This window comes from Pectobacterium brasiliense (assembly GCF_016950255.1).
Classification (GTDB): domain Bacteria; phylum Pseudomonadota; class Gammaproteobacteria; order Enterobacterales; family Enterobacteriaceae; genus Pectobacterium; species Pectobacterium brasiliense.
On sequence record NZ_JACGFN010000001.1, the window covers coordinates 2208181 to 2234484 of the forward strand.

32 protein-coding genes, 1 other RNA gene and 1 pseudogene are annotated in these 26304 nt (G+C 48.3%); 23 read left to right on the top strand and 11 right to left on the bottom strand.

Annotation, left to right across the window (positions count from 1 at the left end):
• Positions 1 to 29 precede the first annotated feature (29 nt).
• Both H4F65_RS09830 and grpE read right to left on the bottom strand, forming a co-directional pair.
• The gene (locus H4F65_RS09830) at positions 30 to 1268 is read right to left on the bottom strand and encodes an Nramp family divalent metal transporter (protein WP_039281961.1); all 1239 of its coding nucleotides are present in this window, start codon (positions 1266 to 1268) and stop codon (positions 30 to 32) included.
• Positions 1269 to 1526: 258 nt separating this feature from the next.
• Positions 1527 to 2114 (bottom strand): nucleotide exchange factor GrpE, encoded by a 588-nt coding sequence (gene grpE, locus H4F65_RS09835; protein WP_010282447.1) that lies wholly within the window; start codon positions 2112 to 2114, stop codon positions 1527 to 1529.
• A gap of 149 nt (positions 2115 to 2263) precedes the next feature.
• On the opposite strand from grpE, the gene nadK reads away from it, so the two are divergent.
• The 3 genes from nadK to bamE all read left to right on the top strand — a co-directional run bounded on the left by nadK (position 2264) and on the right by bamE (position 5374).
• Entirely contained in the window at positions 2264 to 3142 is an 879-nt protein-coding gene (gene nadK / locus H4F65_RS09840; protein ID WP_010282445.1) for an NAD(+) kinase, read from the top strand.
• 81 nt (positions 3143 to 3223) lie between these two features.
• Positions 3224 to 4885: a DNA repair protein RecN gene (gene recN / locus H4F65_RS09845; protein WP_010282441.1), complete on the top strand. Its 1662-nt coding sequence runs from the start codon at positions 3224 to 3226 to the stop codon at positions 4883 to 4885.
• Between the two features lie 153 nt (positions 4886 to 5038).
• A complete protein-coding gene (bamE, locus tag H4F65_RS09850; RefSeq protein WP_010282437.1) occupies positions 5039 to 5374 on the top strand; it encodes an outer membrane protein assembly factor BamE in 336 nt (111 codons plus the stop codon).
• 238 nt (positions 5375 to 5612) lie between these two features.
• On the opposite strand, the gene H4F65_RS09855 is transcribed toward bamE, so the two are convergent.
• Both H4F65_RS09855 and H4F65_RS09860 read right to left on the bottom strand, forming a co-directional pair.
• Entirely contained in the window at positions 5613 to 5894 is a 282-nt protein-coding gene (locus H4F65_RS09855) for an RnfH family protein (RefSeq protein ID WP_010282431.1), read from the bottom strand.
• The gene (locus H4F65_RS09860) at positions 5884 to 6330 is read right to left on the bottom strand and encodes a type II toxin-antitoxin system RatA family toxin (RefSeq protein WP_010282427.1); all 447 of its coding nucleotides are present in this window, start codon (positions 6328 to 6330) and stop codon (positions 5884 to 5886) included. The genes H4F65_RS09855 and H4F65_RS09860 overlap by 11 nt, the downstream gene beginning before the upstream one ends.
• Before the next feature lie 155 nt (positions 6331 to 6485).
• Here H4F65_RS09860 and smpB point away from each other — a divergent pair, with 155 nt between their 5' ends.
• From smpB to H4F65_RS09875, 3 genes are all read left to right on the top strand, one after another.
• Positions 6486 to 6968, top strand: a complete 483-nt coding sequence (smpB, locus tag H4F65_RS09865; RefSeq protein WP_010282425.1) for an SsrA-binding protein SmpB — start codon at positions 6486 to 6488, stop codon at positions 6966 to 6968.
• Between the two features lie 50 nt (positions 6969 to 7018).
• Positions 7019 to 7381: a transfer-messenger RNA gene (gene ssrA, locus H4F65_RS09870) on the top strand.
• Between the two features lie 198 nt (positions 7382 to 7579).
• Positions 7580 to 8776: an integrase domain-containing protein gene (locus tag H4F65_RS09875; RefSeq protein ID WP_010282422.1), complete on the top strand. Its 1197-nt coding sequence runs from the start codon at positions 7580 to 7582 to the stop codon at positions 8774 to 8776.
• Here H4F65_RS09875 and H4F65_RS09880 read toward each other — a convergent pair.
• From H4F65_RS09880 to H4F65_RS09890, 3 genes are all read right to left on the bottom strand, one after another.
• The gene (locus tag H4F65_RS09880) at positions 8773 to 10476 is read right to left on the bottom strand and encodes a hypothetical protein (RefSeq protein ID WP_010282411.1); all 1704 of its coding nucleotides are present in this window, start codon (positions 10474 to 10476) and stop codon (positions 8773 to 8775) included. The genes H4F65_RS09875 and H4F65_RS09880 overlap by 4 nt on opposite strands.
• 373 nt (positions 10477 to 10849) lie before the next feature.
• Entirely contained in the window at positions 10850 to 11098 is a 249-nt protein-coding gene (locus tag H4F65_RS09885; protein WP_010282394.1) for an ogr/Delta-like zinc finger family protein, read from the bottom strand.
• The gene (locus H4F65_RS09890; protein ID WP_010282391.1) at positions 11095 to 11826 is read right to left on the bottom strand and encodes a hypothetical protein; all 732 of its coding nucleotides are present in this window, start codon (positions 11824 to 11826) and stop codon (positions 11095 to 11097) included. Before H4F65_RS09890 ends, H4F65_RS09885 begins: the two co-directional genes overlap by 4 nt.
• 545 nt (positions 11827 to 12371) lie before the next feature.
• Between H4F65_RS09890 and H4F65_RS09895 the strand changes: the two genes are divergently transcribed.
• The 13 genes and pseudogenes from H4F65_RS09895 to H4F65_RS09955 all read left to right on the top strand — a co-directional run bounded on the left by H4F65_RS09895 (position 12372) and on the right by H4F65_RS09955 (position 19596).
• Positions 12372 to 12632: a helix-turn-helix transcriptional regulator gene (locus tag H4F65_RS09895; RefSeq protein ID WP_039318878.1), complete on the top strand. Its 261-nt coding sequence runs from the start codon at positions 12372 to 12374 to the stop codon at positions 12630 to 12632.
• Entirely contained in the window at positions 12629 to 12853 is a 225-nt protein-coding gene (locus H4F65_RS09900) for a hypothetical protein (protein ID WP_010282387.1), read from the top strand. The genes H4F65_RS09895 and H4F65_RS09900 overlap by 4 nt, the downstream gene beginning before the upstream one ends.
• Positions 12854 to 12861: 8 nt before the next feature.
• Positions 12862 to 13167: pseudogene (locus tag H4F65_RS22150) on the top strand (ash family protein); the annotation flags it as partial.
• Positions 13168 to 13208: 41 nt separating this feature from the next.
• Positions 13209 to 13406, top strand: a complete 198-nt coding sequence (locus H4F65_RS22155) for a host cell division inhibitor Icd-like protein (RefSeq protein WP_010282386.1) — start codon at positions 13209 to 13211, stop codon at positions 13404 to 13406.
• Positions 13399 to 13611, top strand: a complete 213-nt coding sequence (locus H4F65_RS09915; protein ID WP_010282385.1) for a hypothetical protein — start codon at positions 13399 to 13401, stop codon at positions 13609 to 13611. Before H4F65_RS22155 ends, H4F65_RS09915 begins: the two co-directional genes overlap by 8 nt.
• Before the next feature lie 10 nt (positions 13612 to 13621).
• Complete coding sequence (locus H4F65_RS09920; RefSeq protein WP_010282384.1) at positions 13622 to 15949, top strand: phage/plasmid primase, P4 family; 2328 nt, start codon at positions 13622 to 13624, stop codon at positions 15947 to 15949.
• Between the two features lie 110 nt (positions 15950 to 16059).
• Positions 16060 to 16635, top strand: coding sequence for a hypothetical protein (locus tag H4F65_RS09925; protein WP_010282383.1), 576 nt, complete (start codon positions 16060 to 16062; stop codon positions 16633 to 16635).
• Between the two features lie 124 nt (positions 16636 to 16759).
• Complete coding sequence (locus tag H4F65_RS09930) at positions 16760 to 17011, top strand: type II toxin-antitoxin system Phd/YefM family antitoxin (protein WP_010282381.1); 252 nt, start codon at positions 16760 to 16762, stop codon at positions 17009 to 17011.
• A gap of 40 nt (positions 17012 to 17051) precedes the next feature.
• The gene (locus tag H4F65_RS09935) at positions 17052 to 17282 is read left to right on the top strand and encodes a type II toxin-antitoxin system RelE family toxin (protein WP_276529573.1); all 231 of its coding nucleotides are present in this window, start codon (positions 17052 to 17054) and stop codon (positions 17280 to 17282) included.
• Positions 17283 to 17561: 279 nt separating this feature from the next.
• Positions 17562 to 17828, top strand: a complete 267-nt coding sequence (locus H4F65_RS09940; protein ID WP_010282378.1) for a type II toxin-antitoxin system TacA family antitoxin — start codon at positions 17562 to 17564, stop codon at positions 17826 to 17828.
• A 1-nt stretch (position 17829) separates the two neighbouring features.
• Positions 17830 to 18345: a GNAT family N-acetyltransferase gene (locus H4F65_RS09945; RefSeq protein ID WP_010282375.1), complete on the top strand. Its 516-nt coding sequence runs from the start codon at positions 17830 to 17832 to the stop codon at positions 18343 to 18345.
• 725 nt (positions 18346 to 19070) lie between these two features.
• Positions 19071 to 19322 carry a type II toxin-antitoxin system Phd/YefM family antitoxin gene (locus tag H4F65_RS09950; protein WP_005973616.1) on the top strand — a complete coding sequence of 84 codons (252 nt, stop codon included), beginning with the start codon at positions 19071 to 19073 and terminating at the stop codon, positions 19320 to 19322.
• The gene (locus H4F65_RS09955) at positions 19312 to 19596 is read left to right on the top strand and encodes a type II toxin-antitoxin system RelE family toxin (protein WP_010282373.1); all 285 of its coding nucleotides are present in this window, start codon (positions 19312 to 19314) and stop codon (positions 19594 to 19596) included. Before H4F65_RS09950 ends, H4F65_RS09955 begins: the two co-directional genes overlap by 11 nt.
• 175 nt (positions 19597 to 19771) lie before the next feature.
• On the opposite strand, the gene H4F65_RS09960 is transcribed toward H4F65_RS09955, so the two are convergent.
• Together H4F65_RS09960 and H4F65_RS09965 are read right to left on the bottom strand one after the other, a co-directional pair.
• Complete coding sequence (locus H4F65_RS09960) at positions 19772 to 20356, bottom strand: putative adenosine monophosphate-protein transferase Fic (RefSeq protein ID WP_010282372.1); 585 nt, start codon at positions 20354 to 20356, stop codon at positions 19772 to 19774.
• On the bottom strand, positions 20346 to 20840 hold the full coding sequence (locus H4F65_RS09965) for a YhfG family protein (protein WP_010282369.1): 495 nt from the start codon (positions 20838 to 20840) through the stop codon (positions 20346 to 20348). The genes H4F65_RS09960 and H4F65_RS09965 overlap by 11 nt, the downstream gene beginning before the upstream one ends.
• Positions 20841 to 21400: 560 nt before the next feature.
• On the opposite strand from H4F65_RS09965, the gene H4F65_RS09970 reads away from it, so the two are divergent.
• The 3 genes from H4F65_RS09970 (at position 21401) to H4F65_RS09980 (ending at position 24022) form a co-directional block, all read left to right on the top strand.
• The gene (locus H4F65_RS09970; protein ID WP_010282353.1) at positions 21401 to 21979 is read left to right on the top strand and encodes a hypothetical protein; all 579 of its coding nucleotides are present in this window, start codon (positions 21401 to 21403) and stop codon (positions 21977 to 21979) included.
• A 366-nt stretch (positions 21980 to 22345) separates the two neighbouring features.
• On the top strand, positions 22346 to 23128 hold the full coding sequence (locus H4F65_RS09975; protein ID WP_010282351.1) for a transporter substrate-binding domain-containing protein: 783 nt from the start codon (positions 22346 to 22348) through the stop codon (positions 23126 to 23128).
• Between the two features lie 267 nt (positions 23129 to 23395).
• Positions 23396 to 24022 (top strand): LysE family translocator, encoded by a 627-nt coding sequence (locus H4F65_RS09980; RefSeq protein WP_010282349.1) that lies wholly within the window; start codon positions 23396 to 23398, stop codon positions 24020 to 24022.
• Between the two features lie 45 nt (positions 24023 to 24067).
• Here H4F65_RS09980 and H4F65_RS09985 read toward each other — a convergent pair whose 3' ends face one another.
• The gene (locus H4F65_RS09985) at positions 24068 to 24550 is read right to left on the bottom strand and encodes a GNAT family N-acetyltransferase (protein WP_039274311.1); all 483 of its coding nucleotides are present in this window, start codon (positions 24548 to 24550) and stop codon (positions 24068 to 24070) included.
• Between the two features lie 122 nt (positions 24551 to 24672).
• On the opposite strand from H4F65_RS09985, the gene H4F65_RS09990 reads away from it, so the two are divergent.
• Complete coding sequence (locus tag H4F65_RS09990; protein ID WP_039318882.1) at positions 24673 to 25608, top strand: LysR substrate-binding domain-containing protein; 936 nt, start codon at positions 24673 to 24675, stop codon at positions 25606 to 25608.
• Positions 25609 to 25692: 84 nt separating this feature from the next.
• Here H4F65_RS09990 and H4F65_RS09995 read toward each other — a convergent pair whose 3' ends face one another.
• Positions 25693 to 26118, bottom strand: coding sequence for a hypothetical protein (locus H4F65_RS09995; protein ID WP_010282345.1), 426 nt, complete (start codon positions 26116 to 26118; stop codon positions 25693 to 25695).
• Positions 26119 to 26304 lie beyond the last annotated feature (186 nt).

The window sequence follows — 26304 nt, forward strand, 5'->3', positions numbered from 1 at the left end:
TTCTGATGTAATAATCGGTGGCACCCGTTTTATATCCCCAACATCGTATCAATCAGCAGATACATGTTCAGTGAAACTACCAGCACGACAATGAGTTGCCCGATACGCTGTACCCATTTGCCATTGACCATCGTCCCCATCAGTTCACGGTTACCCGTGAAGGACAGCAAGGGAACCAGCGCCAGCGCAATCCCAAAGCTCAGCACTACCTGACTCAATACCAGCACCCGCGTCGGATCCATACCGGACAAAATCACGATAAACGACGGCAACATCGTCACGGTGCGGCGCACCCAAAGTGGGATATGGAAACGCACGAATCCCTGCATTACCACTTGGCCCGCCAGCGTGCCAACGACGGTAGAAGACAGGCCCGCAGCCACCAGACTCAGACCGAAAATGACCGCGGCGGCTTTACCCAGCAGCGGCTCCAGCGTGAGGTAGGCTTTATCCAGATCGGCAATATCCTGATTACCACTGAAATGGAACGCCGCTGCCGCCGTCGCCATCATGGCCAGATTGACGAATCCAGCGATGGTCATCGCAATTGCGACATCGACCTTCGTTGCCGAATAACGCTCGGCACGGGTATGGCTACCTTCATGCTGTGTCAGGGAAGAGTGCAGGTAAATCACATGCGGCATAATGGTCGCCCCCAACACGCCGGCGGCCAGCAGCACGGCATCAGAGGTTGGCAGACTAGGAATCGCCATGCCTTTGGCTAACGCGGACAGCTCAGGCTGAGAGAAGACCAGTTCAACAATATACGCCGCCGCAACAAACAGCAGCAGACCGCCGATGACCATCTCCAGCGGCTTCTGCCCGCGCTGTTGCAGCATTAAAATCAGGAAGGTTGCAATGGCGGTGAGGATCGCGCCTTCCAGCAGCGACACGCCCAAGAGCAGTTTGAAACCAATCGCCGCACCGATAAATTCAGCCAGATCGGTCGCCATCGCAATAATTTCGGCCTGCACCCAATACGCCCAAACGGCCGGACGCGGAAAGCGATCGCGGATATGTTCCGCCAGATTCTTACCCGTTGCGATCCCCAATTTGGCTGACAGCAGTTGGATCAGCATCGCCATCAGGTTCGCCCACACCACCACCCACAGCAGCGTATAGCCATAGGCCGCGCCGGACTGGATGTTAGTGGCAAAGTTACCCGGATCGATATAACCAATCGCCGCGATAAACGCCGGGCCCATCAAAGACAGTTTGACCTTCCTTGATGTGCGGCTTGTTGATTCAATAACACGGCTACCCGGCATAGTATGACCCTTCTAACACTGGTGTTTTATTACTCTCACAAAAACGATAATGATTATCAAGTGCATTTAGGGTGGTAATACCAATTCTTTTGATAGTTAATGATGATGAGTCATTCAAAACCTAAAAAACATCTTTTTTATCAAACAAATCTTAACAAAATATAAACAAAAAACCCCATGCAGGGCACGGGGTTTGGAATGAAGATACGCTGTCACTATGGTACGTAAAAAGCAGATAGTGCGTAAAAGCAGACAGAATCAGTCTTGTGCTTTTGATACCGCGACCATCGCCGGACGTAGCAAACGACCGTTCAGCGTATAGCCTTTTTGCATGACCATCATGACATGGTTCGGCTGGTGATCGGCCGAAGGTAGCATCGTCATTGCCTGATGCACTTCTGGGTTAAACGGTACGCCCACATCACCCACAACCTCGATGCCAAACTTGCGTACAGCATCCAGCAGCGATTTCAGCGTCAGTTCAACACCTTCAATCATCGCAACCAGTGATTCGTTGGACTTATCCGCCGTATCCAGCGCACGCTCCAGGTTGTCGATAACCGGCAGCATTTCGCTGGCAAATTTCTCTACCGCAAATTTGTGCGCTTTCTCAACATCCATTTCCGCACGGCGGCGAATGTTATCGGCTTCAGCACGGACGCGAAGCATATTGTCACGTTCACGCTGTTGCAGTTCGCTCAACTGGGTTTCCAGTTCTGCGATGCGCGCATCACGCGGGTCAGCTACGTCTGCCGTCTCTGGCGCGGCATCCGCTTGCTGCCCTTTTGCTGCTTCCTTTTGATCCAGGACTTGCTCGTCAGGCGTTTTCTGTTCTTTACTACTCATGAAATTCTCCGCGGTTTAGCATTAATCTCGCTAGTTGCTTATTATGGGGATCAAAATCGGGGATTCAAGGGAACCAGTCATATATTGGTTCCAGCCGCTGCCGATACACCACGCTGAGGACAAAAACAGCAATGAACACACCGCTTACAATGAACAGGCCGTTTAATTGTATTGGCATTGTCGGCCATCCGCGCCACCCAACGGCGCTGGCAACGCATGAGATGCTCTATCACTGGCTCACCGACAAAGGTTACTCAGTTCTGATCGAGCAGCAGATCGCCCGTGAGTTGAATCTAAAAGACGCACCGACCGCGAGCCTTGCCGACATCGGCCAGCAGGCAGATTTGGCGGTTGTCGTTGGCGGTGATGGCAACATGCTCGGTGCAGCGCGTGTGCTGTCGCGCTATGACATCAAGGTGATCGGTGTGAACCGTGGCAACCTCGGTTTTCTGACCGATCTCGATCCTGATCAGGCGCAGCAGCAGCTTTCTGACGTTCTCGACGGCCATTATTTGAGCGAACAACGTTTCATGTTAGAAGCGCACGTTTGCCGCGCAAACCAGCAGGACAGCATCAGTACCGCCATTAACGAAGTGGTGCTTCACCCCGGAAAAGTCGCACATATGATTGAATTTGAAGTCTATATTGACGACAAATTCGCCTTCTCCCAGCGTTCAGACGGCCTGATTATCGCCACGCCTACCGGCTCCACCGCCTATTCCCTTTCCGCTGGCGGCCCGATTCTGACGCCGTCGCTGGATGCGATTGCGCTGGTGCCCATGTTCCCACACACGCTGTCTGCCCGCCCGCTGGTAATTAACAGCAGCAGCACGATTCGGTTGAAATTCTCCTGCATTACCAATGACCTGGAAATCAGTTGCGACAGCCAGATTGCATTACCGGTACAGGAAGGCGAAGAAGTCCTCATTCGCCGCAGCGAACATTACCTGAATCTGATTCACCCAAAAAATTACAGCTATTTCAACACACTAAGCTCAAAACTCGGCTGGTCAAAAAAATTATTCTAAAATTTTATCCAGCTACTTTACTGTATATAAAACCAGTTTATACTGTATGTAATCACATGTGATTACATACAGGGGTTTATCATGCTGGCGCAACTCACTATCAGTAACTTCGCCATCGTGCGCGAATTAGAAATCGATTTTCAGTCAGGAATGAGCGTAATCACCGGAGAAACCGGTGCGGGGAAATCCATTGCGATTGACGCCCTCGGTTTATGTCTGGGAAATCGTTCTGACGCCAGCATGGTCAGGCCAGGCGCTGCCCGCGCCGACATTTGCGCCCGCTTTGCGCTGGCGGATACCCCGACGGCACGTCAGTGGCTGGAGGAAAACCAGTTGGATGACAGCAACGAGTGCCTGCTACGCCGCGTTATTAGCGCCGATGGTCGTTCACGCGGCTTTATTAACGGCACCGCCGTACCGCTGTCCCAACTACGTGAACTCGGCCAGCATCTGATTCAGGTGCATGGTCAGCATGCTCATCAGCTACTGCTGCGTTCCGATCATCAAAAGCACCTGCTGGATGCCTATGCCGATGAACCGAAGCTGCTGGTTGCTATGCAGCAGGTTTGGCATCAGTGGCACCAAAGCTGCCGCGCGCTGGCGCAGCTGCAACAGGCGGCCATTGAGCGCGAAGCTCGCCGGGAACTGCTGCAATACCAATTAAAAGAACTGAATGAATTCTCCCCGCAGCCCGGGGAATACGAACAAATTGACGTGGAATATAAGCGTCTGGCGAATAGCGGTCAGCTACTGACGATGAGCCAACAGGCCATGCAACTGCTGAGCGAAGACGACGAGCAGAACATCATCAGTATGCTGCACAGCGTAAAACATCAGCTTGGCGAACTCATCAGCATGGATGACAAACTGTCTGGCGTGCTGTCCATGCTCGAAGAAGCCGGCATTCAACTTAGCGAAGCCAGCGATGAATTGCGCCACTACAGCGAACAAATGGATCTCGACCCGATTCGGCTGTATGAACTGGAACAACGCCTGTCACGCCAGCTCGCGCTGGCACGCAAACACCATGTTGCTCCAGAAGCGCTCCCCGCGTTCCATCAACAGCTATTGGAAGAACAGCAACAGCTGGAGCAGCAGGAAAGCGACCATGACGCGCTTAGCGCTTCCGTCGGCGAATACCATCAGCAGGCGTTGCACCTTGCAGAACAGCTACACGTGCGCCGTCAGCACCACGCCAGCGAACTGGCTCAGCTCATCACCACCAATATGCGTGAGCTGGCAATGCCACACGGCCACTTCACCATTGATGTGAAATTTACGCCAGATAACCTGACGGTCACCGGTGCCGACAGTATTGAATTCCGCGTGACGACAAACCCAGGCCAGCCGCATCAGACATTGGCAAAAGTGGCCTCAGGCGGTGAGCTATCGCGTATCGCACTGATTATTCAGGTGATTACCGCACAGAAAATGGACACCCCAGCGATGATCTTCGATGAGGTCGATGTAGGTATTAGCGGACCAACAGCAGCCATCGTCGGTAGAATGCTGCGCCAGCTCGGCGAATCCACGCAGGTGATGTGCGTGACGCACCTGCCACAGGTCGCGGGCTGCGGTCATCAACACTTCTTCGTGAGCAAACAAACGGACGGTGCAGAAACGGAAACGCTGATGCAATCCTTAGATAAACGTGCTCGGCTACAAGAACTGGCACGTCTCTTGGGTGGTAGCGCCGTCACCAAAAATACGCTGGCAAATGCCAAAGAACTGCTGGCAGCCTAAAATCCACAGCCGACAAGGGCGAGAAAGGTGCATCACCGGTAAAAAAGCTCAACTTTTTTACCTTCCTGAGGTCATACAATCGCCTTGCAGGTTTCCAAGTCCTGCAAGGTCTATTATCATCGGCAACCTATGCCCTTAAGGAATGTAATCACTATGCGCTGTAAAACGCTGACTGTCGTCGCCGCGGTGGTTGTTATGCTGACTGCCGGTTGTTCCACACTGGAAAAGGTGGTCTATCGGCCGGACATCAATCAGGGAAACTATCTGGCACCGGCTGACGTTGCGAAAATTCACACCGGCATGACCAAACAACAGGTCGCTTATACGCTGGGTACACCTATGATGCAGGATCCGTTTGGCAGCGATACCTGGTTTTACATCTTCCGCCAGCAGCCTGGCCATGAATCAGTAAAACAACAGACGCTGACGCTGACCTTCAGCGGCAGTGGCGTGTTAACCAACATCAACAACAAGCCCGCGCTGGATTAATGCTTTCAATGCCGTTCGGCTGAATCAGGATAAACGATTCTGGCAGCCAGAGGCGACGCGTTAAGACGAAGCCCATAATGGGCGGGCTACTTGAAAGAAGCCAGCGCACACGCGGCTTGATGTATGACGGGTATAACAGCAGGCAAATCTGAACACTTCAGGTTTGCCTGTGTTTTTTTGTAAGGGCATTTCGATAATAACGCTCAGGAAAACGTCATGTGCCGTTCAACGACATCGTTCAAGATTTGCTCTTAGCACGTTCTGCGCGCTGACGACGTAGCTCTTTCGGATCGGCAATCAGCGGACGATAAATTTCCACGCGGTCCCCCTCTTGCACCACATCGGCCAGCTTCGCCGCACGGCTGTAAATACCGACTTTATTCACCTGCAAATCGATATCATGGCGCAGTTCCAGCAGGCCCGATGCCACAATCGCCTGCTCAACCGTACTGCCCTCTTCCAGCTTCACCGTGCGTAGATACTGGCGTTCCGGCAACGCGTAGACCACATCAACCTGCATTGCGGACACTGTAGACCTCTTTTGCTCGCTGCGTGAAAGCCTGCACCATATTTCCTGCCAGCTCCTTGAATACTTTGCCAAAAGCGAGTTCAATCAAGGCATTGGTGAATTCAAATTCCAGATGCAGCTCGACTTTACAGGCATCGGCGCTCAGCGGCGTAAAATGCCAGTCGCCACCCAATTGACGGAATGGGCCATCAACCAACTGCATATTGATATTCTGGTTGTGCGTCAGCGTATTACGGGTGGTAAAGGTCTTGCTGATACCGGCTTTGGAAACGTCCACGGCGGCGGTCATCTCCCCTTCTGAGGAGGAGAGCACGCGGCTCCCCGTACAGCCCGGTAAAAACGCGGAGTAGGAAGCGACATCATTCACCAGCTTGTACATCTGTTCAGCGCTGAACGGCACCAGTGCGGAACGACTTATCTTTGGCATACTATTTTCCGTGATTCATAAAACGCGCAAAATAATAGCACTGATAGCCCGACAGACAAAAATTCTGCGAAGCTTATCGCACGATATCATTAACCACGACACGGACGCACGACGGGGATTTCATTCCCAATGACATCCAGTATAATGACGGCACTATGACAAAGAAAAAAGCATACAAACCCGGTTCCGCCACCATTGCGCAGAACAAGCGCGCCCGTCACGAATACTTCATTGAGGAAGAATTTGAGGCCGGCCTTGCGCTGCAAGGATGGGAAGTCAAATCACTGCGCGCAGGCAAAGCAAACCTCAGCGACAGCTATGTCACCTTCATGAACGGTGAAGCTTACCTGTTTGGCGCAACAATCACGCCGCTGAATGTGGCTTCATCACACGTTGTGTGCGATCCCATACGCACGCGCAAACTCCTGCTCAACAAACGCGAACTGGATTCGCTGTTTGGCCGCGTCAGTCGCGATGGCTATACGGTAGTCGCGCTATCCATGTATTGGAAAAATGCCTGGAGTAAAGTCAAAATCGGCGTGGCGAAAGGTAAAAAAGATCACGACAAGCGTGATGACATCAAAGAACGTGAATGGAAGTTAGACAAAGCCCGTATCATGAAGAACGCCAATCGCTAAGCCACTGGCTTAACAACGGTAAGTTCTGGTATACTGGCGACAGTTTCTTGGGGGCTGATTCTGGATTCGACGGGATTTGCAAAGCCCAAGGTGCATGCCGAGGGGCGGTTTGCCTCGTAAAAAGCCGCAAAAAAATAGTCGCAAACGACGAAAACTACGCTTTAGCAGCTTAATAACCTGCTTATAGCCCTCTCTCCCTAGCCTCCGCTCTTAGGACGGGGATCAAGAGAGGTCAAACCCAAAAGAGATCGTGTGGATGCCTTGCCTGGGGTTGAAGCACTAAATCTAATCAGGCTAGTTTGTTAGTGGCGTGTCTATTCGCAGCTGGCAAGCGAATGTAAAGATAGACTAAGCATGTAGTACCGACGGTAGAGTGGTTCCGGACGGGGGTTCAAATCCCCCCAGCTCCACCACATTATGATCCGGATACGTCCGGTGAAATCCAGAAAGCCCGCACGGCACAAGCCCTGCGGGCTTTTTTGTGTCCGTCATTGTCCGACGATATTCGCCTGAATCCAGAGATTATTGGTATACGAATTGGTATACGGTAGAATATATACCAAAAGGCGTATACCAATTGCATGCGTATACCAATCACGAAGGATATCCCCATGGCACGGACAACCCGCCCACTCACCCACACTGAAGTACAAAAAGCCAAAGCGACAGACAAAGATCTGACGTTGCACGATGGCAACGGGTTATTCCTCTTAGTCAAAACCACAGGTAAAAAGCTGTGGCGGTTCCGCTACCAGAAACCCATAACCGGCCAGCGAACTATGATCGGATTTGGCGCTTACCCGGCATTGTCATTAGCCGACGCACGCGCCATGAGAGACGAAAAACTGTCTTTGTTAGCCAAAGGAATAGACCCACAGGAAAAAGTGACTAAGGAAGTCGAAGAAGCGCAAATCGCGGTAGAAAGCATCTTCATCAATGTGGCGCGTAACTGGTTCACACTAAAACAGACAAAGGTCAGCGCGGATCACGCCAAAGACATTTGGCGATCGCTGGAAAAAGATGTGCTCCCGGCGATTGAGAATATCCCAGTACAGGAAATCAAAGCCCGCACGTTGATACAGGCGCTAGAGCCGATTAAAGCCCGAGGAGCATTGGAAACTGTCAGACGCTTAGTACAGCGTATTAACGAAATCATGGTTTACGCGGTCAATACGGGGCTGATTGACGCTAACCCCGCCTCTGGCATTGGTATGGCCTTTGAACGCCCTAAAAAGCAACACATGCCGACTATTCGGCCAGAAGAGCTACCCAAGCTAATGCGCACCATTGCCATGTCTAACCTGTCCATCCCAACCCGTTGCTTATTAGAATGGCAGCTACTGACGCTAATTCGCCCGGCAGAAGCCTCCGCAACGGCATGGGCAGAGATCGATATAGAGGAAAGAACGTGGAGCATTCCGGCTGAACGCATGAAAGCCAAGCGTGATCATATCGTTCCGCTTTCCGATCAAGCGCTGGAACTACTCGACATCATGCGCCCTATCAGCGGCAACCGGGAACATGTATTCCCCAGCCGCAACGATCCTAAAAAACCCATGAACAGCCAGACCGCAAACGCCGCATTAAAACGCATCGGCTACGGTGGCAAACTGGTCGCACATGGTTTACGCTCAATAGCCAGCACCGCCATGAATGAAGCCGGTTTTAATCCTGATGTGATTGAAGCGGCGTTGGCTCATAGCGATAAAAATGAGGTAAGAAAAGCTTATAATCGTTCAACATACTTTACCCAACGTATTGAATTAATGTATTGGTGGGGTGTGTTTATTAAAAACAAAGAGGGTTAACCCTCTTTCTCGCGATATAAACTAAAACACTCTATCAAATCGATATGCTGTGCGTTAGTTAATCGTGCTTTGATATAATCAAAAACTTTTTTAACAGAAGATATCTCCCTTAAAGCTCTATTAGTCATTAATTTATAATTTTCATACATTCCAATTCTATAATATTGATTAGCCGCACGCACTAACATAGCGACCTCGGTCATCGCAGGCAGGTTAAAACGGTTTTTTTTAAATTTATTTTTATCATAATCATTAAAACAAGAAGTAAACAACTTCAATGTATCAACACCTACAGTAGCATTAAATTCATTACCCAATGAGTTATAAAGATAAGAACAACAAGCATACCAATAAATACTATCCTTCAAAAAACAATGCCTTTTCTCTGCAAAATCCCGCCACCCAACCTTATGCTCATTATGAATTAAATTATATAGGTAATAAAAGTGAAGAAGGCCATCTTTAAATTCTTTCTTTGATTGGTCAAAGATGATTTCAATTTTATCCATAATCTTCTGCAAATCAACAACTTGATTTGAATTTAACATATTCAAATATTCACTAAACCATTTCCCCACAGCTTTGTCTGTAAAGGAAACTGGATTCCAAACCCAATATTGAGCAGACATTTCCCCAATAATCGTACTAGATGTTTCCATTAGCCAGTTAACTGTTTCTTTTGTTTTACTCGTATTTTTTCGACAAAAGTTTTTTATTACATGACTTAATAAACGAAGCAATCCCGAATAGCTAAAATAAGGTTCCCCAAACCTAACAAGGCAGTCTGCCATTGGGTTATGCGCTTGAGAGATCATTACATCTAACGGCTTAAGCTCATGGACAAATGATGAACGCATCTTGTATAAATTGTCCAATGCTCTATCAAGAAAGCTTCTACGAATTGGGAAGCGTTCGGTTTCATAAAAAAAATCATCCTCGATATTATTTACGATAAATGACTTAAACCTTTTTTCGATTTTAAATTGTTTTTCATCAACAAGTACGTTTTTGATTTTATCTGATATTTCAGATGGAATATCTATAAAAATTTCTTCAAGCTTTCCCTTCGTATTTTGATCATAGTCTTCCCAATGAGATTGATATCTAGCATTTCTTTGAGATAAGGACTCGAGTGCATATACTAGCATAGAATAAGCTAAGTCAAAGTTCGTTGATAAAGACTCTTTTGTATCGCTAATTATTTTCAGCGCAGCTATCACAGACGTGAATCCAGCACGTTCGATACTTACTACATTTTTCAAAAAATCACAAAATCCATTGGCAGTGTTCTGTGAGACATTCCGATTAATCTCTACTAAATATGGAGCAACTTCTAAAGCAATTTTAGAGTGGTTTTTATTAAAATTTAATTGCGCACAAATCTTTTTCACCGATTCCTTTTCAAGTCTTGCCACGCAATTAAAATAAAACTCCCAAAGTAATATGAATTGCTGGACATAATCTTGATCACCAGCTCTAACAACTACTCCAGCTTCAATTTTCTCAGGTTTTTCGGTCAATAAATTATAATCAACCAAATAACAATTCACCCCATCATGGCTAATTTTTTTTAATTTAAAAAAAGGGGAGTTATTTTCTAATGAAAAAAACACATCAACATTTGAATAGAAAACAAAAGTTCCTTCATGCCTTTCAATTTTATCTGCATCAAAAAAAACACCTGATGATATTTGAAGCATGGCTACACCCTACACATCAACAAAATTGATGTTATAAGAATACTCCATACATAGGCATAGAGAAACAAACATTATATCGCTAATAAAATCCGCTACATGATGCTAATTTAATTCCCCCCCCGCGCGCAATGCTATCCCCGCCACGCCTGCCCGCTTTATGTAGCGCATTTCATGCAGTTGCATGGAAGCGCTCAGGCCGCGCCAGTACTGGCGCTGTAGGGCAGATACGGGGGTAAGTATTGCATGCAAATCCATGCACCGTATGCATGCACGGTCAAAAAACCGCTAGCCAGAGAAAAAAACTCGCAAAAAAGCCCGCGCAATGGCGGGCGACGTTCTGATATTAACGACAATGAAATTATAATCTGGCTAATTAATTCCATTGAGTTGCGGTTGGGTAATCCTTATATTTTTTCTGCATAGCCGGTGATAGCGGAATATCCGGCACCGGCAGATCGCGTCTATTCGATGGCTGAATAATTTCCTCTATCGATTCCAGTGTGCGGAAAGTTGCTGAGCATTCAATATTCCGGCACTGGTGATAGCGCTGCTTAACGTTCTCTGATAACGGGCGACTGGTGCGGGCATGGGCAGCATGGCCGCAGAACGGACAAGACATCATTTCGTTTTCTCCCGTTGTTCGCGTAGCGCCTGACCTTTTTTCATTCTTGTTATTGGGCTGGTCAATAATTTCTGATCCACATTCTTAATGGATTCGCTATAGAGACGGATTTCCTGTAACAGTGCTTCTTCTTTCATGTCAAAGCGATAACTCTCCATCCGGCTTTCAAGTTGCTGAGTCACCTCCTGTAGCACAACCTGATTGTCGCTTGCTGTAAAATTCACATGGTGATAGATCTGTTCATCATGCGATTTCAGGGAAAGTGCATGAAGACGTAAAGCCATACCCCTGATAAGCGGTTCTGCCGTTTCCATCGCTTTTTCCAGCTCGTAAGACGCGTAACTGCGCATCAGGGAACGGTGAGCATTTTGATAATTCAACCCGCTTTTGGCAGCAACCAGTTCGGCCAGCCCTTTATCCAGCTCCAGCGCAGCCACCAAACCGTCATACTCTTTCGCCAGCTCTTTGTGTGATACCTGCTGCAAATGGAGCGACTTCAAATCGTCTGACATCTGGCCGCCTGAATCGCGGAAACGCTGCCGCCAGTCGTTTTCCAGTAACTGGCTTTTTTCCTGCTCCACACGCTGCTGCTTTTGGGCATTCTCAATCGCGTTAATCACGTTCTGTAACGCGTCGCTGTCTTTCTGGTATTCCTCTTTAGCGCTGTTGTAGTAGTTACGTTGTTTTTCGATACGTTCATTCAGCAATGAGGCTACGGTTTTGGTCATGGTCATTTCTCCGCTAGGGTTAGTGTCTGGTGGCTATTGTGCAATTCACCACACAACCCCCGCTATCTGAGCCTGTCCTGCCATCGACCACACAAAACAATCTCACTCTTAGGCGGTTTGCCCGATTTAAAACAACTCTTTTATAAAACTATTCACTACTCTTCACCTGAGAAAAAAGAATAGATAAATCAATAAATAAAGAGGTGAACAGTTGATAGTAAACTCTTCACCGAGTGTTCACACTGTTCACTCGGTTTTTTGAGCCTTTTTTCTGGCGAGCCTGTTTTTTGAATGTTTATTTAGATTGATTTTCATCTATCAATCACTTAATTAAATTAATTTGTAAGTAAGATGTGAGCATTACCAAACATAACTAAACATTACTATCAACCTGATGAAGAGGTTGAATTTTAACCTCATTGTGCCAGATGTAGCACAACAGCCCCTTGTTGCCAGTCCTGAAAATATTCACATAATAGCGAGCTACCAGAGCAATCCAGCGCCATCCGGCCAGAGCCGGACGGACATAAACGAGGTAGCGTCACATGTTGTCAGCCACACCCCCAGCCCCCATTCCTGCTATGCCCCCGATGCCACTTCATCCAGCCAGAGAGCGCTTAATGCGCCTGCCGGAAGTGCTGCACGTCACCGGCATTTCTCGCTCGACGCTGTACGAGCTGAGCAGCCGCAAGGCTTTTCCCGCCCGTGTGCCGCTGGGTGGGAAGAACGTCGCGTGGGTTGAGTCCGAAATTCATCACTGGGTGGCCGAGCGTATCGCCGCCCGTCAACAGGAGAACCACGCATGATCACCTTAACTATCGCCGGGCAGTCGGTCACACTCGATGAACGGGAAGCCCTCAGCCTGTGCGATCAACTATTTCCCGCCATCCGTAACCCGGCCTCCGTTGCCGCCCGTGAACAGCGTTTCGGCGTATTGCTGCTGAGCATCGCACCGACGCCCGCCACTTCTGATTCATCCCGGCGTTACTGTGCATCCCGTGCCGGTGATGCGCTGACTAACTGCTGAGGCTGTTCATGACTGCGCAATTTATCCGTTTCTCCGGCTTGCCTGCCGGGGCTTTTTGGCGTTATAGTTTCGTCGCTGCCGCAAAATCGGCAGTCGGGCGTAGGAACCCGAGTTACTCAACGGCGACACCAGACGCGCCATGCGTCTTTTTTTACGTCGCAGCCTTAGCACACCTGCATAAAATGCGGCATGTTTTACGCCGTCATTGCATCCAGATTATGGTGGCTCAGGCGGGGCAGCCTTCGGGCTGGCCGGTGTTCGTTGAGGCCGGTATTCCTACCCCCGTCTGGGCTACCACCCATGAGTGTAGGAACTCCGGTGGTAGCAGTTTTAGCTACTCAACGGAGATTGCCACATGGCTACGACCCCTATCCCGTCACACCCGCAATTTACCTTCTTGTTTCTGGCCGTGCGCCGCGCCGAATTACGCGCCTTACCGCACCGTGAAGCCGTTATCGCCCCGGATGAAATCAGCGCCCGCCGTCTGCTGGCGCGGGACTATGTACTGTCGTTTGCTGGCCGTCTGCCGCTGCGGAGTACACGCCATGTTTGATGACACGCCCCTGACCCCGGAAGAGCTGACCGACCAGTGCCGCGCCCTGACGCACGCCGTGATTGAGCTGGATAACCCGATGGCGAAAGAAGTGCTGTTGTTTGTGCTGGCTGAACGGCTGGAAGTGCTGTCGTCCACGCTGGATACGCCCGACCTCATCGACGACCTGAACGATGTTGACTACACCGACACCACACTGCATTAAGGGGCGACGCATGGCACACCTTACCGTGACACAGACCGTGAAACGCGCCAGCGGCCACTGGCCGCAACTGCTCCCGGCAGTGGGTATCCGCATTGATGCCACCGGGCAGCATACCGCCTGCCCGATGTGCGAGGGCAAAGACCGTTTCCGCTTCGATAACAAAGAAGGGCGCGGCACATGGTTCTGTAACCAGTGCGGCGCGGGGGACGGCCTGAATCTGGTTGAGAAAGCGCTGAACCTGACGCCGACAGAAGCCGCCCTGAAAGTCGGCGCATGGCTGGGTGACCTGCCGGACAGCCCGACAGCGTCCACATCTGACGACGCAGACAGCGAGGCCGCCCGGCAACGGGCGGCAGTTCAGGCACAGGCAAAACTGAAAGAGGCGGTGATGCAATCCGGCAACGCGTATCTCAGCGCCAAAGGCTGGCCGGATATCGCCGTACCCACCCTACAGGGCAAGCCGCTGCGCGTGGGCGGTATCACCTATCAGCCCGGCGATGTGCTGGTGCCGCTGACCACACCGGACGGTGAAGTAGTGAATCTCCAGCTTATCAACGCACAGGGCGACAAGCGCACGTTAAAAGGTGGGCAGGTCAAAGGCACCTTTCACTGTTTCAGCGGTAAACAGGCCAGCGTTATCTGGCTGGCTGAGGGCTACGCCACCGGCTTAACGTTGCATCAGTTAACTGGTGATAGCGTGTATGTCGCCCTCAGTGCCAACAACCTGCCGTCCCTTGCCCGTGAGCTGAAAACCCGCCACCCGGCGGTTACGCTGCTGATAGCGGCTGACCGGGACGAGAACGGCATCGGCCAGACCAAAGCGGAACAGGCCGCCGCTGCCGTCAATGGCCGTGTCGCACTGCCGCCGGTGTTTGGTGACTGGAATGATGTCTATCTTACAGAAGGTGCTGACGCCACCCGCCAGCACCTGAATGCGTTTACTCAACCAGAGCCAGTCAGCCCGTTTGCGTCGCTGGGCGAGGCCGAGTTCAAGGCCATGAGCGCCAGCGAGAAAGCGGAGAAGATACGCGACCACTACCGCGATACGCTGGCGATTGACGCCTTCGGGGAAACCTTCTTCCAGTACCAGAACGGCGCGTGGAAAGTGTTGCCCTACCGCCTGTTAAGCCGGGATATCGCGGCGCTGTTTCAGAAGATACACGCCCCCTTTACCGCGTCCGGGATTGGCAGTGTGTTAGATACCCTGAAATTGATTATCCCGATGCAGGAAAAACCCCTGCGCCGGTTAATCGGCTTTCGTAACGGGGTGTTTGACACTGCCAGCGGTGAATTTAAACCGCATCGCCGGGAGCACTGGCTGAATACCGTCAATGATGTGGATTACACGCCGTTTAAGGCTGGGGAAAACCTTGCTGATAATGCTCCGCACTTCTGGCGCTGGCTGACCCGTGCCGCCGGGAGCAATACGGATAAACAGGAGCGTATTCTGGCCGCACTGTTTATGGTGCTGGCGAACTGCTACGACTGGCAACTGTTCCTTGAAGTCACCGGCCCCGGCGGTAGCGGAAAAAGTATTCTGGCCGAAATTGCCACCATGCTGGCCGGGGAGGACAACACCACGGCGGCCACCATCAACACCATTGAATCATCCCGTGAACGCTCATCGATTATTGGCTTCTCGTTAATCGTCCTGCCTGACCAAGAAAAATGGAGCGGTGACGGTGCAGGCATTAAAGCCATTACCGGCGGCGATGCGGTGATGGTTGACCCGAAATACCGCGACGCTTACTCAACCCGGATTCCGGCGGTGATTCTGGCCGTGAACAACTCACCGATGCGTTTTAGCGACCGCAGCGGGGGCGTGTCCCGTCGCCGGGTGATAATCCACTTCGGCGAAACCATCCCGGCCAGCGAACGCGACCCCAAGCTGAAAGAGAAAATACGCGCAGAGCTGGCGGTGATTGTCCGTCACCTGATGAAACGTTTTGCCGACCCAAACGATGCCCGGACGCTGTTACAGGCACAGCAACACTCCGCTGAGGCGCTGGAAATCAAACGGCAGGCTGACCCGCTGGTTGATTTTTGCGGCTACCTGCTGGCACACGGCGATACCACCGGGCTGTATATGGGCAACGCCAACATTACGCCGCGTAACCCGCGTAAATACCTGTATCACGCCTACCTGTCCTTTATGGAGTCGCACGGCCACCAGAAGCCCATCAGCCTGACGGCCTTTGGTAAGGTACTGCCTAACATGATGTCGGAATACGGGCAGACGTATCTCAAGGGCAGGACCAATCAGGGCATACAGACTAACCTTGAACTGAAAGACGAATCCGACGCCGACTGGCTGCCCAAGTGCGAAATAGCGAGGTAGACACCAGAAACGACAAACCGGCTCCGGCCGGTTTTTTTATGTGGTTTGTTAGTGTTAATCTAACTAAAGTATCAATATCATTTATGCTCTCTTTGACTACAAGGTGATATATGCCCGCTGAAGTTATACAAAACGGTGGTTTTGTAATTAATTTATTTATGGCTCTGATTGCAATTGCAGCGTCATTAATCAGTTATTTGGTCTACTCTGAAAACTCTATTCCCGATGTTGTTGTTTATATTGAGCAGGATAAAGATGCAAAGCAAATTTTAAATCTAGTAATTAAAAATATTGGGAAGGGCGCAGCTAAGAACATAGTGTTCAAATGTGAAACTCCATTGCCACAGCACGCCTTTGACATTACTGATACTGCTGAAATGACAAAAGGTGCCCTTGTTACAGGGATACCTTATTTAGCTCCCGGAGGGGAAAGGAGCATGATGTTTGGTAAATATCACGAACTGGCTAAATGGTTCGAAAATGAAAAAATAACAGTTGATATTACATGTGAAAGAGCGAGGGGAATTCCATTTGGAAATAGAAAGATAAAAAACACAAGTTACCTTGAGGTTTTTTCTTTCTCAACAGTATCAGCATCTGATAATAGTATTGGGAATAAAATACGCGAGGAATTAATGAAAATAAGAAATGAAATCTCGAAGATAAAATCTGGGAACGGTAGGTGATATTAGTTTCTCATGATTAGACTAATTAATATTATTGTATTTTAAATATCCTGATGCGTTGTGACATTGCCTTGATGTTTATTTGGCGATAAATTTAGCATCAAATTCATACTAAAGGTGCTGAATGATCATACAGCATATCCTTGTTAATGTGACTGTCAGTATGAGTGATTTCAAAAAATCACCCAATGCTGCACTCAAAGAAGCCAACGGGCAACCCGTTGCTGTGCCCACTAATGGGCGTATCTCTGGGTACTACATTTCTCCAGAGTTGTGGGAAGCGTTAACTGACTATCAGGAAGATATTGAACTCGCGAAAATTGCCTATTCAAGGATGAAGGGGAAACGTGTGAAGTTTGATCTGGATGAGTTATAAGCTGGAGTTTGAATAGCTAAGAAAGGCGGCTTAGCGTTGCATTTCGGACTTGAATCCGCCGTTCACCAAAAAACTGAAAGAGGTTTTACAAAAATCCCCGCGTCCAGCCAACCGGCTTCACGGAATGGTTGACTGTTACAAAATCAAACTTCGTTCCGCCGGCTATCGATTAGTTTATCAAGTGTTTGAGCATGAGATCGTGGTGCTGGTTTTAGTTGTGGGTAAGCGGGAACGCTCAGAGGTTTATCAAACAGCCAAGGACAGACTATAAGCGCGAATATCTTACATTCACAGCTTTTTGTCATATGGTCTATCTGCCATCAAGGTGATGAGTCACTCGTCACCTGTTCACCAACTCATCACCACTTAATTTATTGATTAATAAAAATAAAAAACCATAGTGAAGAGAGTGAACAGTTTTGTGCAAAATCTTTTTATTTTGAGATAAGCACACTCATCCCCAATGCGAATACTCAGACTATCTTTTGATATGTACCTTTTATATACTTCTTGTACGGCAATCTGCCGGAATTATGAATGTGAGGTAACTATGCCTACAACCGCAAGACTGGAAGCGCGCATCCCTTCGGAACTCCACGCATTGATCAAACATGCAGCCGAGTTGCAGGGGCGCACAATGACGGATTTTATTATCACAGCAACGCAGGAAGCCGCTAAAAGAGCCGTAGAGGAAACTGCGATCCTGAAACTGGCAATTGAAGACCAAAAGCAATTTGCTGACTCACTGCTATCCGAATCACCGGTTTCCACTGCATTATTAGGCGCAATGCAAAGGCGTAAAACGTTGGGAAGATAAAATGAGCTTATTGACCTACACGCTACTTGCCAAAAGCCATAACAAGAAAGATTTTAACTGCGGCGTTCCTGAGTTAAATACTTACCTGCAAAAGTACGCCGGGCAGGACAGCCGGGAACGCTTTACTAAATGTTATGTTGCCGTTGATGAAAACAATAACGTAGCAGGCTTTTATACGTTGTCTTCCAGTGCAATCGACATCAGCGGCCTTCCCGAGACGATTACCAAGAAACTTCCGCGTTATCCTTCTGTACCCGCTGCATTACTTGGTCGCCTTGCCGTCGATTCTGAATTTGCGGGAAAAGGCATAGGCGGTTCATTACTTGTTGATGCGATCCTCAATGTTTCGCGCTCGACAACAGGAATATGGGCTTTACATGTCGATGCGAAAGATGAGGTTGCGAAGAATTTTTATCTGAAATATGGGTTTATTGCCTTTCAACGTAAGCCTAATTCACTCTATCTTCCTATCACAAATACCCTGTTAAAAGAATTAGCCTCATTTGAACTAGTTTGATAAGAATCCATCAGGATTAAGTACACACCAACACCACCAAAAAGTGATATTCGCGTGTACTTATCAAAGCATCATCATAGATTGAGATAACAGAAGGGTGGGATTCACAGGGTGAAATCATTAGCAAAAAAACCTATCACTTTTCTGCATTGGTATACGCTTAGGTATACCGACAAAGTCTGGAATCACACTTAAAACATTAATATCATTATGTTACGTGAATTATTCAGATTCCCCCAGCCAATTTAGATTCCGGTTATTACCAGATAAGGCCGGAAACGTGAAAAAGCCGCTAACCGCAAGGTTCAGCGGCTTTTTTATGTCTGTAAGTCCGACGACATTCGCCTGAATCCGGTGACTATTGGTATACGTTTAGGTATACGCAAACTGAGCATACAGACCAATCTTGAGCTGAAAGACGAATCAGACGCTGACTAACTGCCCAAATGTGAGTCAGCGAGGTAGTTACCAGAAACGGCAAAACCGGCCCCGGCCGGTTTTTTTACGTCCAAACACTTCAAAGGGTGACGAGTTACTCATCACCTGTTCACCAACTCATCACCCGTTAATACTTTGATTAATAAAAATAAAAAACCATAGTGAAGAGAGTGAGCAGTTTTGTGCAAAATCTTTTTATTTGGTGTCACGTTTATACCGTGATGTTGCTGCTTTTTTGATTAAGTGCTAAATTCAGTATCAAATATCACACTTAAAAGGGATTAACCATGTCCGTACAACCTATCCTTGCGAATGCTGCCGTAAGTATCAGCGACTTTAAAAAATCGCCCAATGCCGCGCTTAAAGAAGCTAACGGCGAGCCTGTAGCGGTGCTCACTAATGGCCGTATCTCTGGCTATTATGTTTCCCCCGAAACATGGGAGGCGCTGGCCGACTATCAGGAAGATATCGAACTTGCCAAAATCGCCCGTTCCCGGATGAAGGGGAAACGTGTGAAGGTCGATCTGGATGAGTTATAAGCTGGAGTTTGAAGAGCACGCGCTGAAAGAATTTAAGAAGCTGGGTGCGCCCGTGCGGGAGCAATTCACCAAAAAACTGAAAGCGGTTTTACAAAATCCCCATGTTCCCGCCAACCGACTTCATGGAATGGCCGACTGCTACAAAATCAAACTTCGTTCCGCTGGCTATCGGCTAGTGTATCAAGTGCTCGAACATGAGATCGTGGTACTGGTTTTAGCTGTGGGCAAACGGGAACGCTCAGAGGTTTATAAAGCAGCAATAGACCGACTATAAGCTCGGTATTTTAAGTGTTCGACTATCTTGTTGTGCGACATACCTACCATCAAGGTGATGAGCCACTCGTCACCTGCTCACCAACTCATCACCCTTTAATTCATTGATTATTAAAAATAAAAATCATTGGTGAAGAGAGTGAACAGTTTTGTGCAAAATCTTTTTATTGGGGATGTCAGAGAATACTTTTCTCAAAAATATCGGCTAATGGTCGAATATTGCCGTGGTATCCGGCCACGTTAGCCGCTAACCATTCCTGAACGTCGAGCTTTTCGAAAGAGACACCATAGCCACAATTAATAATCATATGCTCGAACAATAAACGCTGAGAACGTCCATTGCCTTCCCGAAACGGGTGAATCACATTCAAATCTGAATAATATTCGGCTAACTGAGTTATTAGTGCTGGACGTTCAAGGCCTTGTAAAAAATCATCATTGGATAGCTGCATAAAAATTTTATTGGCTTCAATTTCAATACGGGATACGGTGCAAAAACGTGTTTGACCTTTAGAAATATCGATACGCCGTATTTCTCCTGCCCAATCGAATAAATCCCCAAATATTTTCCCGTGCAGCCCACACCAATAATGCAGATCGTAAGTCGGTTCTTCAAATTCAATATCGAGAACGGCCAGTTCAGATAACTGACGTTCCGCATCGTCGAATTGACTGTCATCGTTGATACCGAGTTTATTTATCAGAACATCGCTATCAGGGTAGATGTAAGGATCTTGCCCTGAGCTGTATTTATCGGACATAACCACCCGCTTTATACATGGCAATCAGATTTTTTCTCAGCGCTTCCCTTTCCTGCTTGTCTGCGGGAAGCGGCGTATCCTCAACGCTGAATCCTTCAAGACGTATACTGTCCCGATAGTTTTTGAGTTTCACCTGATTGTAGTAATCACGCTTTTCTTCCAGCGTCACCAAACGTGGGGATCGCGTTTTGTCTGGCAACGCTTTTGTCGTGATTTTCCGGTGTTGTTTAAATATCGACAGATCGGTATTTTTCAATTTCTCGATCAGCCGTTCCCCGTCGCCAAACACGCCCCATGACGAGATAGACAAGGCTTGCCGTTTGCCATTTTTCTCGCGTGATATGCTGATATCCATCGTTGACTGGAGCGTGTTTAACACGTCCTGTACTTTTCTTTCAGAGATACCTGTAGCGGTGACGATAGAGTGCGTATTAGGAGAATCCTCTTGTACCAGAGCCGCGAGTACCGCCATTTCATAGCGCATGTGCTTTCACCTTTAATCCGCATATATATGCGATAAAGAGTATCACAATTACGACCTAGTCGTATCTTACCTGCATGGGTGATGAGTGGCTCGCCAGCTGTTCACCCACTGTTAACCACTTAACCTGCTAAAAATAAAGATAAAAAATGAAAGGTGAAGAGAGTGAACAGTTTTGTGAAAAAATCTTTTTATTTTGGCATCTCGTTTATACCGCCCTATTGCTGCTTTTTGGATTAATCGCTAAATTCCGTACCACGAGTGAAGGGGAAACGCATTAGGGTCGATCTGGAGTGAGTTATAAATTGAGAGTGAAGAATTGAGTAAAAATTGATCCCATTTTTATCTCACATACTCATCGTCATTTTTCGTAGGCTCACGTTTAGGCCTAGGAATGAAGTCTGAAATCACACTTAAAACATAAATATCATTTAGTTACGTTAATTATTCAGATTCCCCCTGCCCAAATGCCCGAACCATAACAAGTAATCCTATTGATCCTTTACGCCATCAAGTCATGTAAAATACCAACAAAACACGCTGTTGATACAGGTCATGGATAGATGTACCGTCTTTATAAAAAAGCAATAACCTATTTATTATCCAAGGATTTTCTCGTTACTCTCCTCGTCTTATCCATCATGCTATCTATTTTCTGGTACATGCTTTGGGCTTCGCAGCTGTCACGTCGTACGATACTGATCGAGACACTCCCTGACTTCACTATCTACCTTACCTTTGGGATCGTTCTGGGGCTTATCTTTGCTGGCCGGGCGATCTATTCTCGGTCGGTAAAGAAGAAACTAAAGCACATGCTCGAAATGTTCCTGTGTGGCTTTATGCTGGGATTTCTTTCCATCGTGAATATTTTTGATGTGTACGTTTATTTGTTCCCCGATGAGGTGATTAGTTACACATCCGACTATAAAATTGTTTTTCCTGGGCCATCTACAGGAAAAAGTAGTCGTTGCGAAGCCGGCATATGGGTTAAAGATGTCCATACAGGGCAATTTAAACAGCTATGCACCAACAGAGAAATGCTGTTCAAAAAAAGAAGGCAAGGAATGGATGAGTTATGGATCACTGCGCGGGTCAATAAACTCGGTACGTATATTGTCGATTATCGCTTTACCTACAAGTAGCGCTCACCTTCAAGATCGCTAATTCCACCGGATTATTGGCAGCTTTAAACGTTAATAAATTAAAATACCAGAAACTCGCTCAGGTCGGTTTTCGGTATGCAATGAACATCTGCACCCCGCCAAAATGAAATCATCCACTGGAATGTATTTCCTGTTTACACGTTTGGACATCACCGATAGCGCAATTTTACATCACGAAAGCAAATAATAACAATTTGTTATAATTTCAAGTGTAAATTAACGTCAGTTTTTAAAACGTAGGCTGGATGACGATGTGCGATCCAATTTACGTCCTATCACTGGTGATAATACGAATACCGAAATGTTGATATTCATTTTATACGACTAAAAAGAGGTGTTACTGCTATGTTCAGAAAATTATCTCTCCTGAAGATCGTTGTCATTGTTGCTATTTCACCCTTTGCATTTGCTAAATCGGACATACTGCGTATCGGCGTCGATTTAACGTATCCCCCTTTTCAGAGCATGGATAAAAATGGTAATCCATCAGGGTTTGAAATCGAGGTAACCGATGCCATCTGTAAATCGGTAAATGCAAAATGTGACTATATCGTCAATACATTTGATTCCCAGATTACCGCCCTTCTCGCCAAAAAAATAGACGTCATCGCGCCGCTTGGTGTGACACGCAAGAGAAAGGAATCGATAGATTTCAGTGATTATGTTTTTCACGTCCCCACCAAGCTTGTTGCAAGGAAAGAGTCCAATCTTCTTCCCCAGGCTGAGCTGCTGCGCGGGAAAAATATCGCGGTACAGCAAGGCACCATTCAGGAAGCCTACGCCAATAAATATTGGCTACCCGCTGGGGTAATTGTTAAAAACTATCCCGATCAGGAAGCCATTTATGAAGATTTACAGTCAGGAAGAGTGGAAGGCGCACTGTGTCCGTCGGTTGCCGTCACGTTTGGATTTTTAAAAACACCACAGGGTAAAGATTTTGAGCTAAAAGGAGAGGAAGTCACCGATGCGGATTTATTTAGCCTCGGTTCTGCATACGGTATACGCAAAGACGATACGGAAACAAAACAGCTCATCAATCAGGGGCTGAAAGATATCGTTCAAAAAGGCATATATGCAAAAATACAGAAACGTTATTTCGGCGATATCAATTTAAGCGTGAAGGAATAATATCAGGTACGGTTTACTGACTATTTTCATGCTCAACGGCTCTCCCGGCCACCACAAGGCCGGGGTGATTTCGTCGAAATGCCCCGTTTATTGCTGTACTCCGCACCAGCGTCAGCAACAGAATCTTAATGAAAGAGGGCGAGCGCCAGCAGCGCCTTTTCTGTTACTATCACGCGTTGGAAAATAGCGATATATATGTGAATATATCTCGCTTCACATCACCGCTCTCAATCACGCTTTCACAGTGAACTACACGCAGGAGAAATCATGAGCCTTCACCTCTGGCTGGCTTATACAGGCATCATCATCGCCCTGATTGCCATTCCGGGCCCATCAGCCTTGATCAGCATGTCGCACGGTTTACGCTACGGCGCTTCACGCGCAACCGCAACCGTACTCGGCGGCGTCAGTGCGGCAATGATCTTGATGTCCTGTTCAGCTCTGGGGTTAGGTGCCATCCTCGCTGCGTCAACCACCGCATTCATCGCATTAAAAATTGTTGGTGCGGTTTATCTCATCTGGTTGGGCATCGCATCATGGCGATCCAAGGATATGAGCACCGCGGAGCAGGACACACAGGAAGCCTCGGCTCCGGGCTGGTTCCCGTTATTCCGCAAAGGCTTTCTGGTCGGAATCAGCAATCCGAAAGATCTGCTGTTTTTCGCCGCGCTCTTCCCAAATTTTATCGATACCAGCGCCCCGCACGCCTTGCAGCTCATCATTCTCGCTGTGACCTGGGCAGTCTTCGATTTCAGCATCATGTTTATCTATGCCTGCACCGGCCGTCGTTTATCGGGCCTTTTCTCCAACCCACGCCGCATCAAGCTGTTTAACCGCTCGACGGGCGGGATCTTTATTCTGGCAGGCACCACGTTGGCGGCGTCAACGCGTTAATTAAATAGGGCTCCTGCTGCCTTCTGGCTAGCAGGAGCGACACCGTTACGATGCCGTGACAAAATCAGCGATACCCTTCTCGTCCATCCGATAGCGAACCCATTCATCCTGCGGCTTCGCGCCAATGCTCTTATAGAAATCGATCGCGGGTTGGTTCCAGTCCAGCACGCTCCATTCCAACCGTCCGCACTGTCTTTCCTGTGCAAGACGCGCAACCTGTTTCAGCAGCGCTTTGCCCGCTCCCGCATTACGATACGCCTGCGCAATGTAGAGATCTTCCAGATAGATGCCATATTTCCCCAGCCAGGTTGAGTAGCTCATGAAGAAAATCGCATAGCCGACGGGCTTGCCATCAATCTCGCAAATCAGCGTTTCAGCCGTCGCGCCCTCGCCAAATAACGAGCGCTCAATATCCTCAAGCGAGGCCAGTACTTCGTGGCGCGCTTTCTCGTACACAGCAAGCTCGATAATTAAATCCAGAATCACGCTCGCATCTGATTTCTGTGCGGGGCGGATGGCTATATTCATAAGGGCTGGGTTCATAAAGTCTCTCTTCTCCGGTGCTAATTTTTCTAATGCTAACCATGACCAAGGCTTGCCATGCTACCGGATTAAAAATACTGTATGAACTGCATTCTCTACAGCGACTGATGAATATCATGCATCTGGATTTACGGCGTATCGATTTAAATTTACTGGTGGTATTTAACAGCGTGTACCAGCATCGATCCGTCGCCGCAGCGGCAAAAGAGCTGGCGATGAGCGCATCGGCGGTCAGCCACGCGCTGACGCGCTTGCGCAATACGTTTTCCGATGAGCTGTTTTTTCGGGTTGGCAACACCATGCATCCGACCGTAGTGGCGGACGATATTGCAGAGCCGATCGCGGAAAGTCTGGCGCTGCTGACGCAGGGTCTGACGCCGCGTCCACGCTTTAATCCCGCTCGCAGCACGGAAAGTTTCACCTTTTCCATCACCGATTACACCGCGTTTTCGGTGTTTCCTACCCTGATGGCGCACATGGAAAAGCGGGCACCCCATATCAAATTCAATCTGGTTTATTCGCCGCAGAAGGTCGCGATTACCGATTTACTCGCAGGGAAAATCGACTTTGCTTTAGGGTGCACCGACATGACGCAACCGGAGAACAGGGAAATTGAGGAGATAGACTGGATTGAAGACAGCTATGTCATCATCACCGCCGCGGATTATCCGTCAGGTGAGACGCTCACGCTGGATGATTATCTCGCCGCCCGGCACCTTGTCGTGACGCCCTGGAATGAGTCCCGTGGGGTGATTGACTACGCGCTGGATAAGCTCAACAAGAAGCGTCATGTCGCACTAAAGACGCCCTCCATGATGAGCGCGCCGTTTATCATCGCCGATTCAACGCTGATCATGGCATTACCGTGCAATGTCGCGACATTCTTTACGCAATTCCTGCCGTTACGGATTCACGCCTTGCCTTTCACCGTGCCACCCTATCGCGTGAAGATATACAGCCATCGCCGCAACAGCCGTTCGGAAGCCAGCCAGTGGATTAAAAACCTGTTACACAGGCTGGTGACACATCCCATAACGAACTGATAGCGGCGATAGGCAAATCACAAGCCTGACTGTCTGATTTTCGGTTATTTTCTGGTAGCAATCCGGTAGCAAATTGTTCGGGTATTAAATGCCGAGAGCGTCAGCAACCTGCTCACTTTCCGCTTTGGAAAAGCTGGCGTAGGTCAGCGCATCAAGCAATGCGGCGCGATCGATCGTCGGATAAATCTCTGGGCTCTGTAAAAGTGGGCCGATTTCCTGAACGGTGAGCTGGGGATAGATGGTGTGTAATGCGACGGCAATGTCGCGAGCGGCGTAACACAGTTTGCGTAAAATTACCGCAACCTGCTGGTGCGTGATCGCCTCCTGATAAACGGTATAAAGCACGTCAGCAATTAATGTTGACGTCAAAACCGAAATACGGGACACATCACCGGCTCGTCCACCCAATGCCTGAAGGATGTGTTCGACGGCCTGTTCTGGCGTTTTTCCCTGCGCCTGTTGTGAAGCCAGTACGGAAACCAATTTATTTTTTATTTCATCATTTGCCATCGTTCGGTTCCTTCATACATTGATTACAGTTGTTATTTTAGTATAAGCACGCTACCTGTCATGGCAGTAATGAGCAAACAAAATCATGCGGCGATACCCTTCAATAGGTACAAAAAGACATCAACCCGCTCTGAGGTGTATGATATGCGCAACTTTAGGAAACGCGGGCTCTCCTTCATACGAACA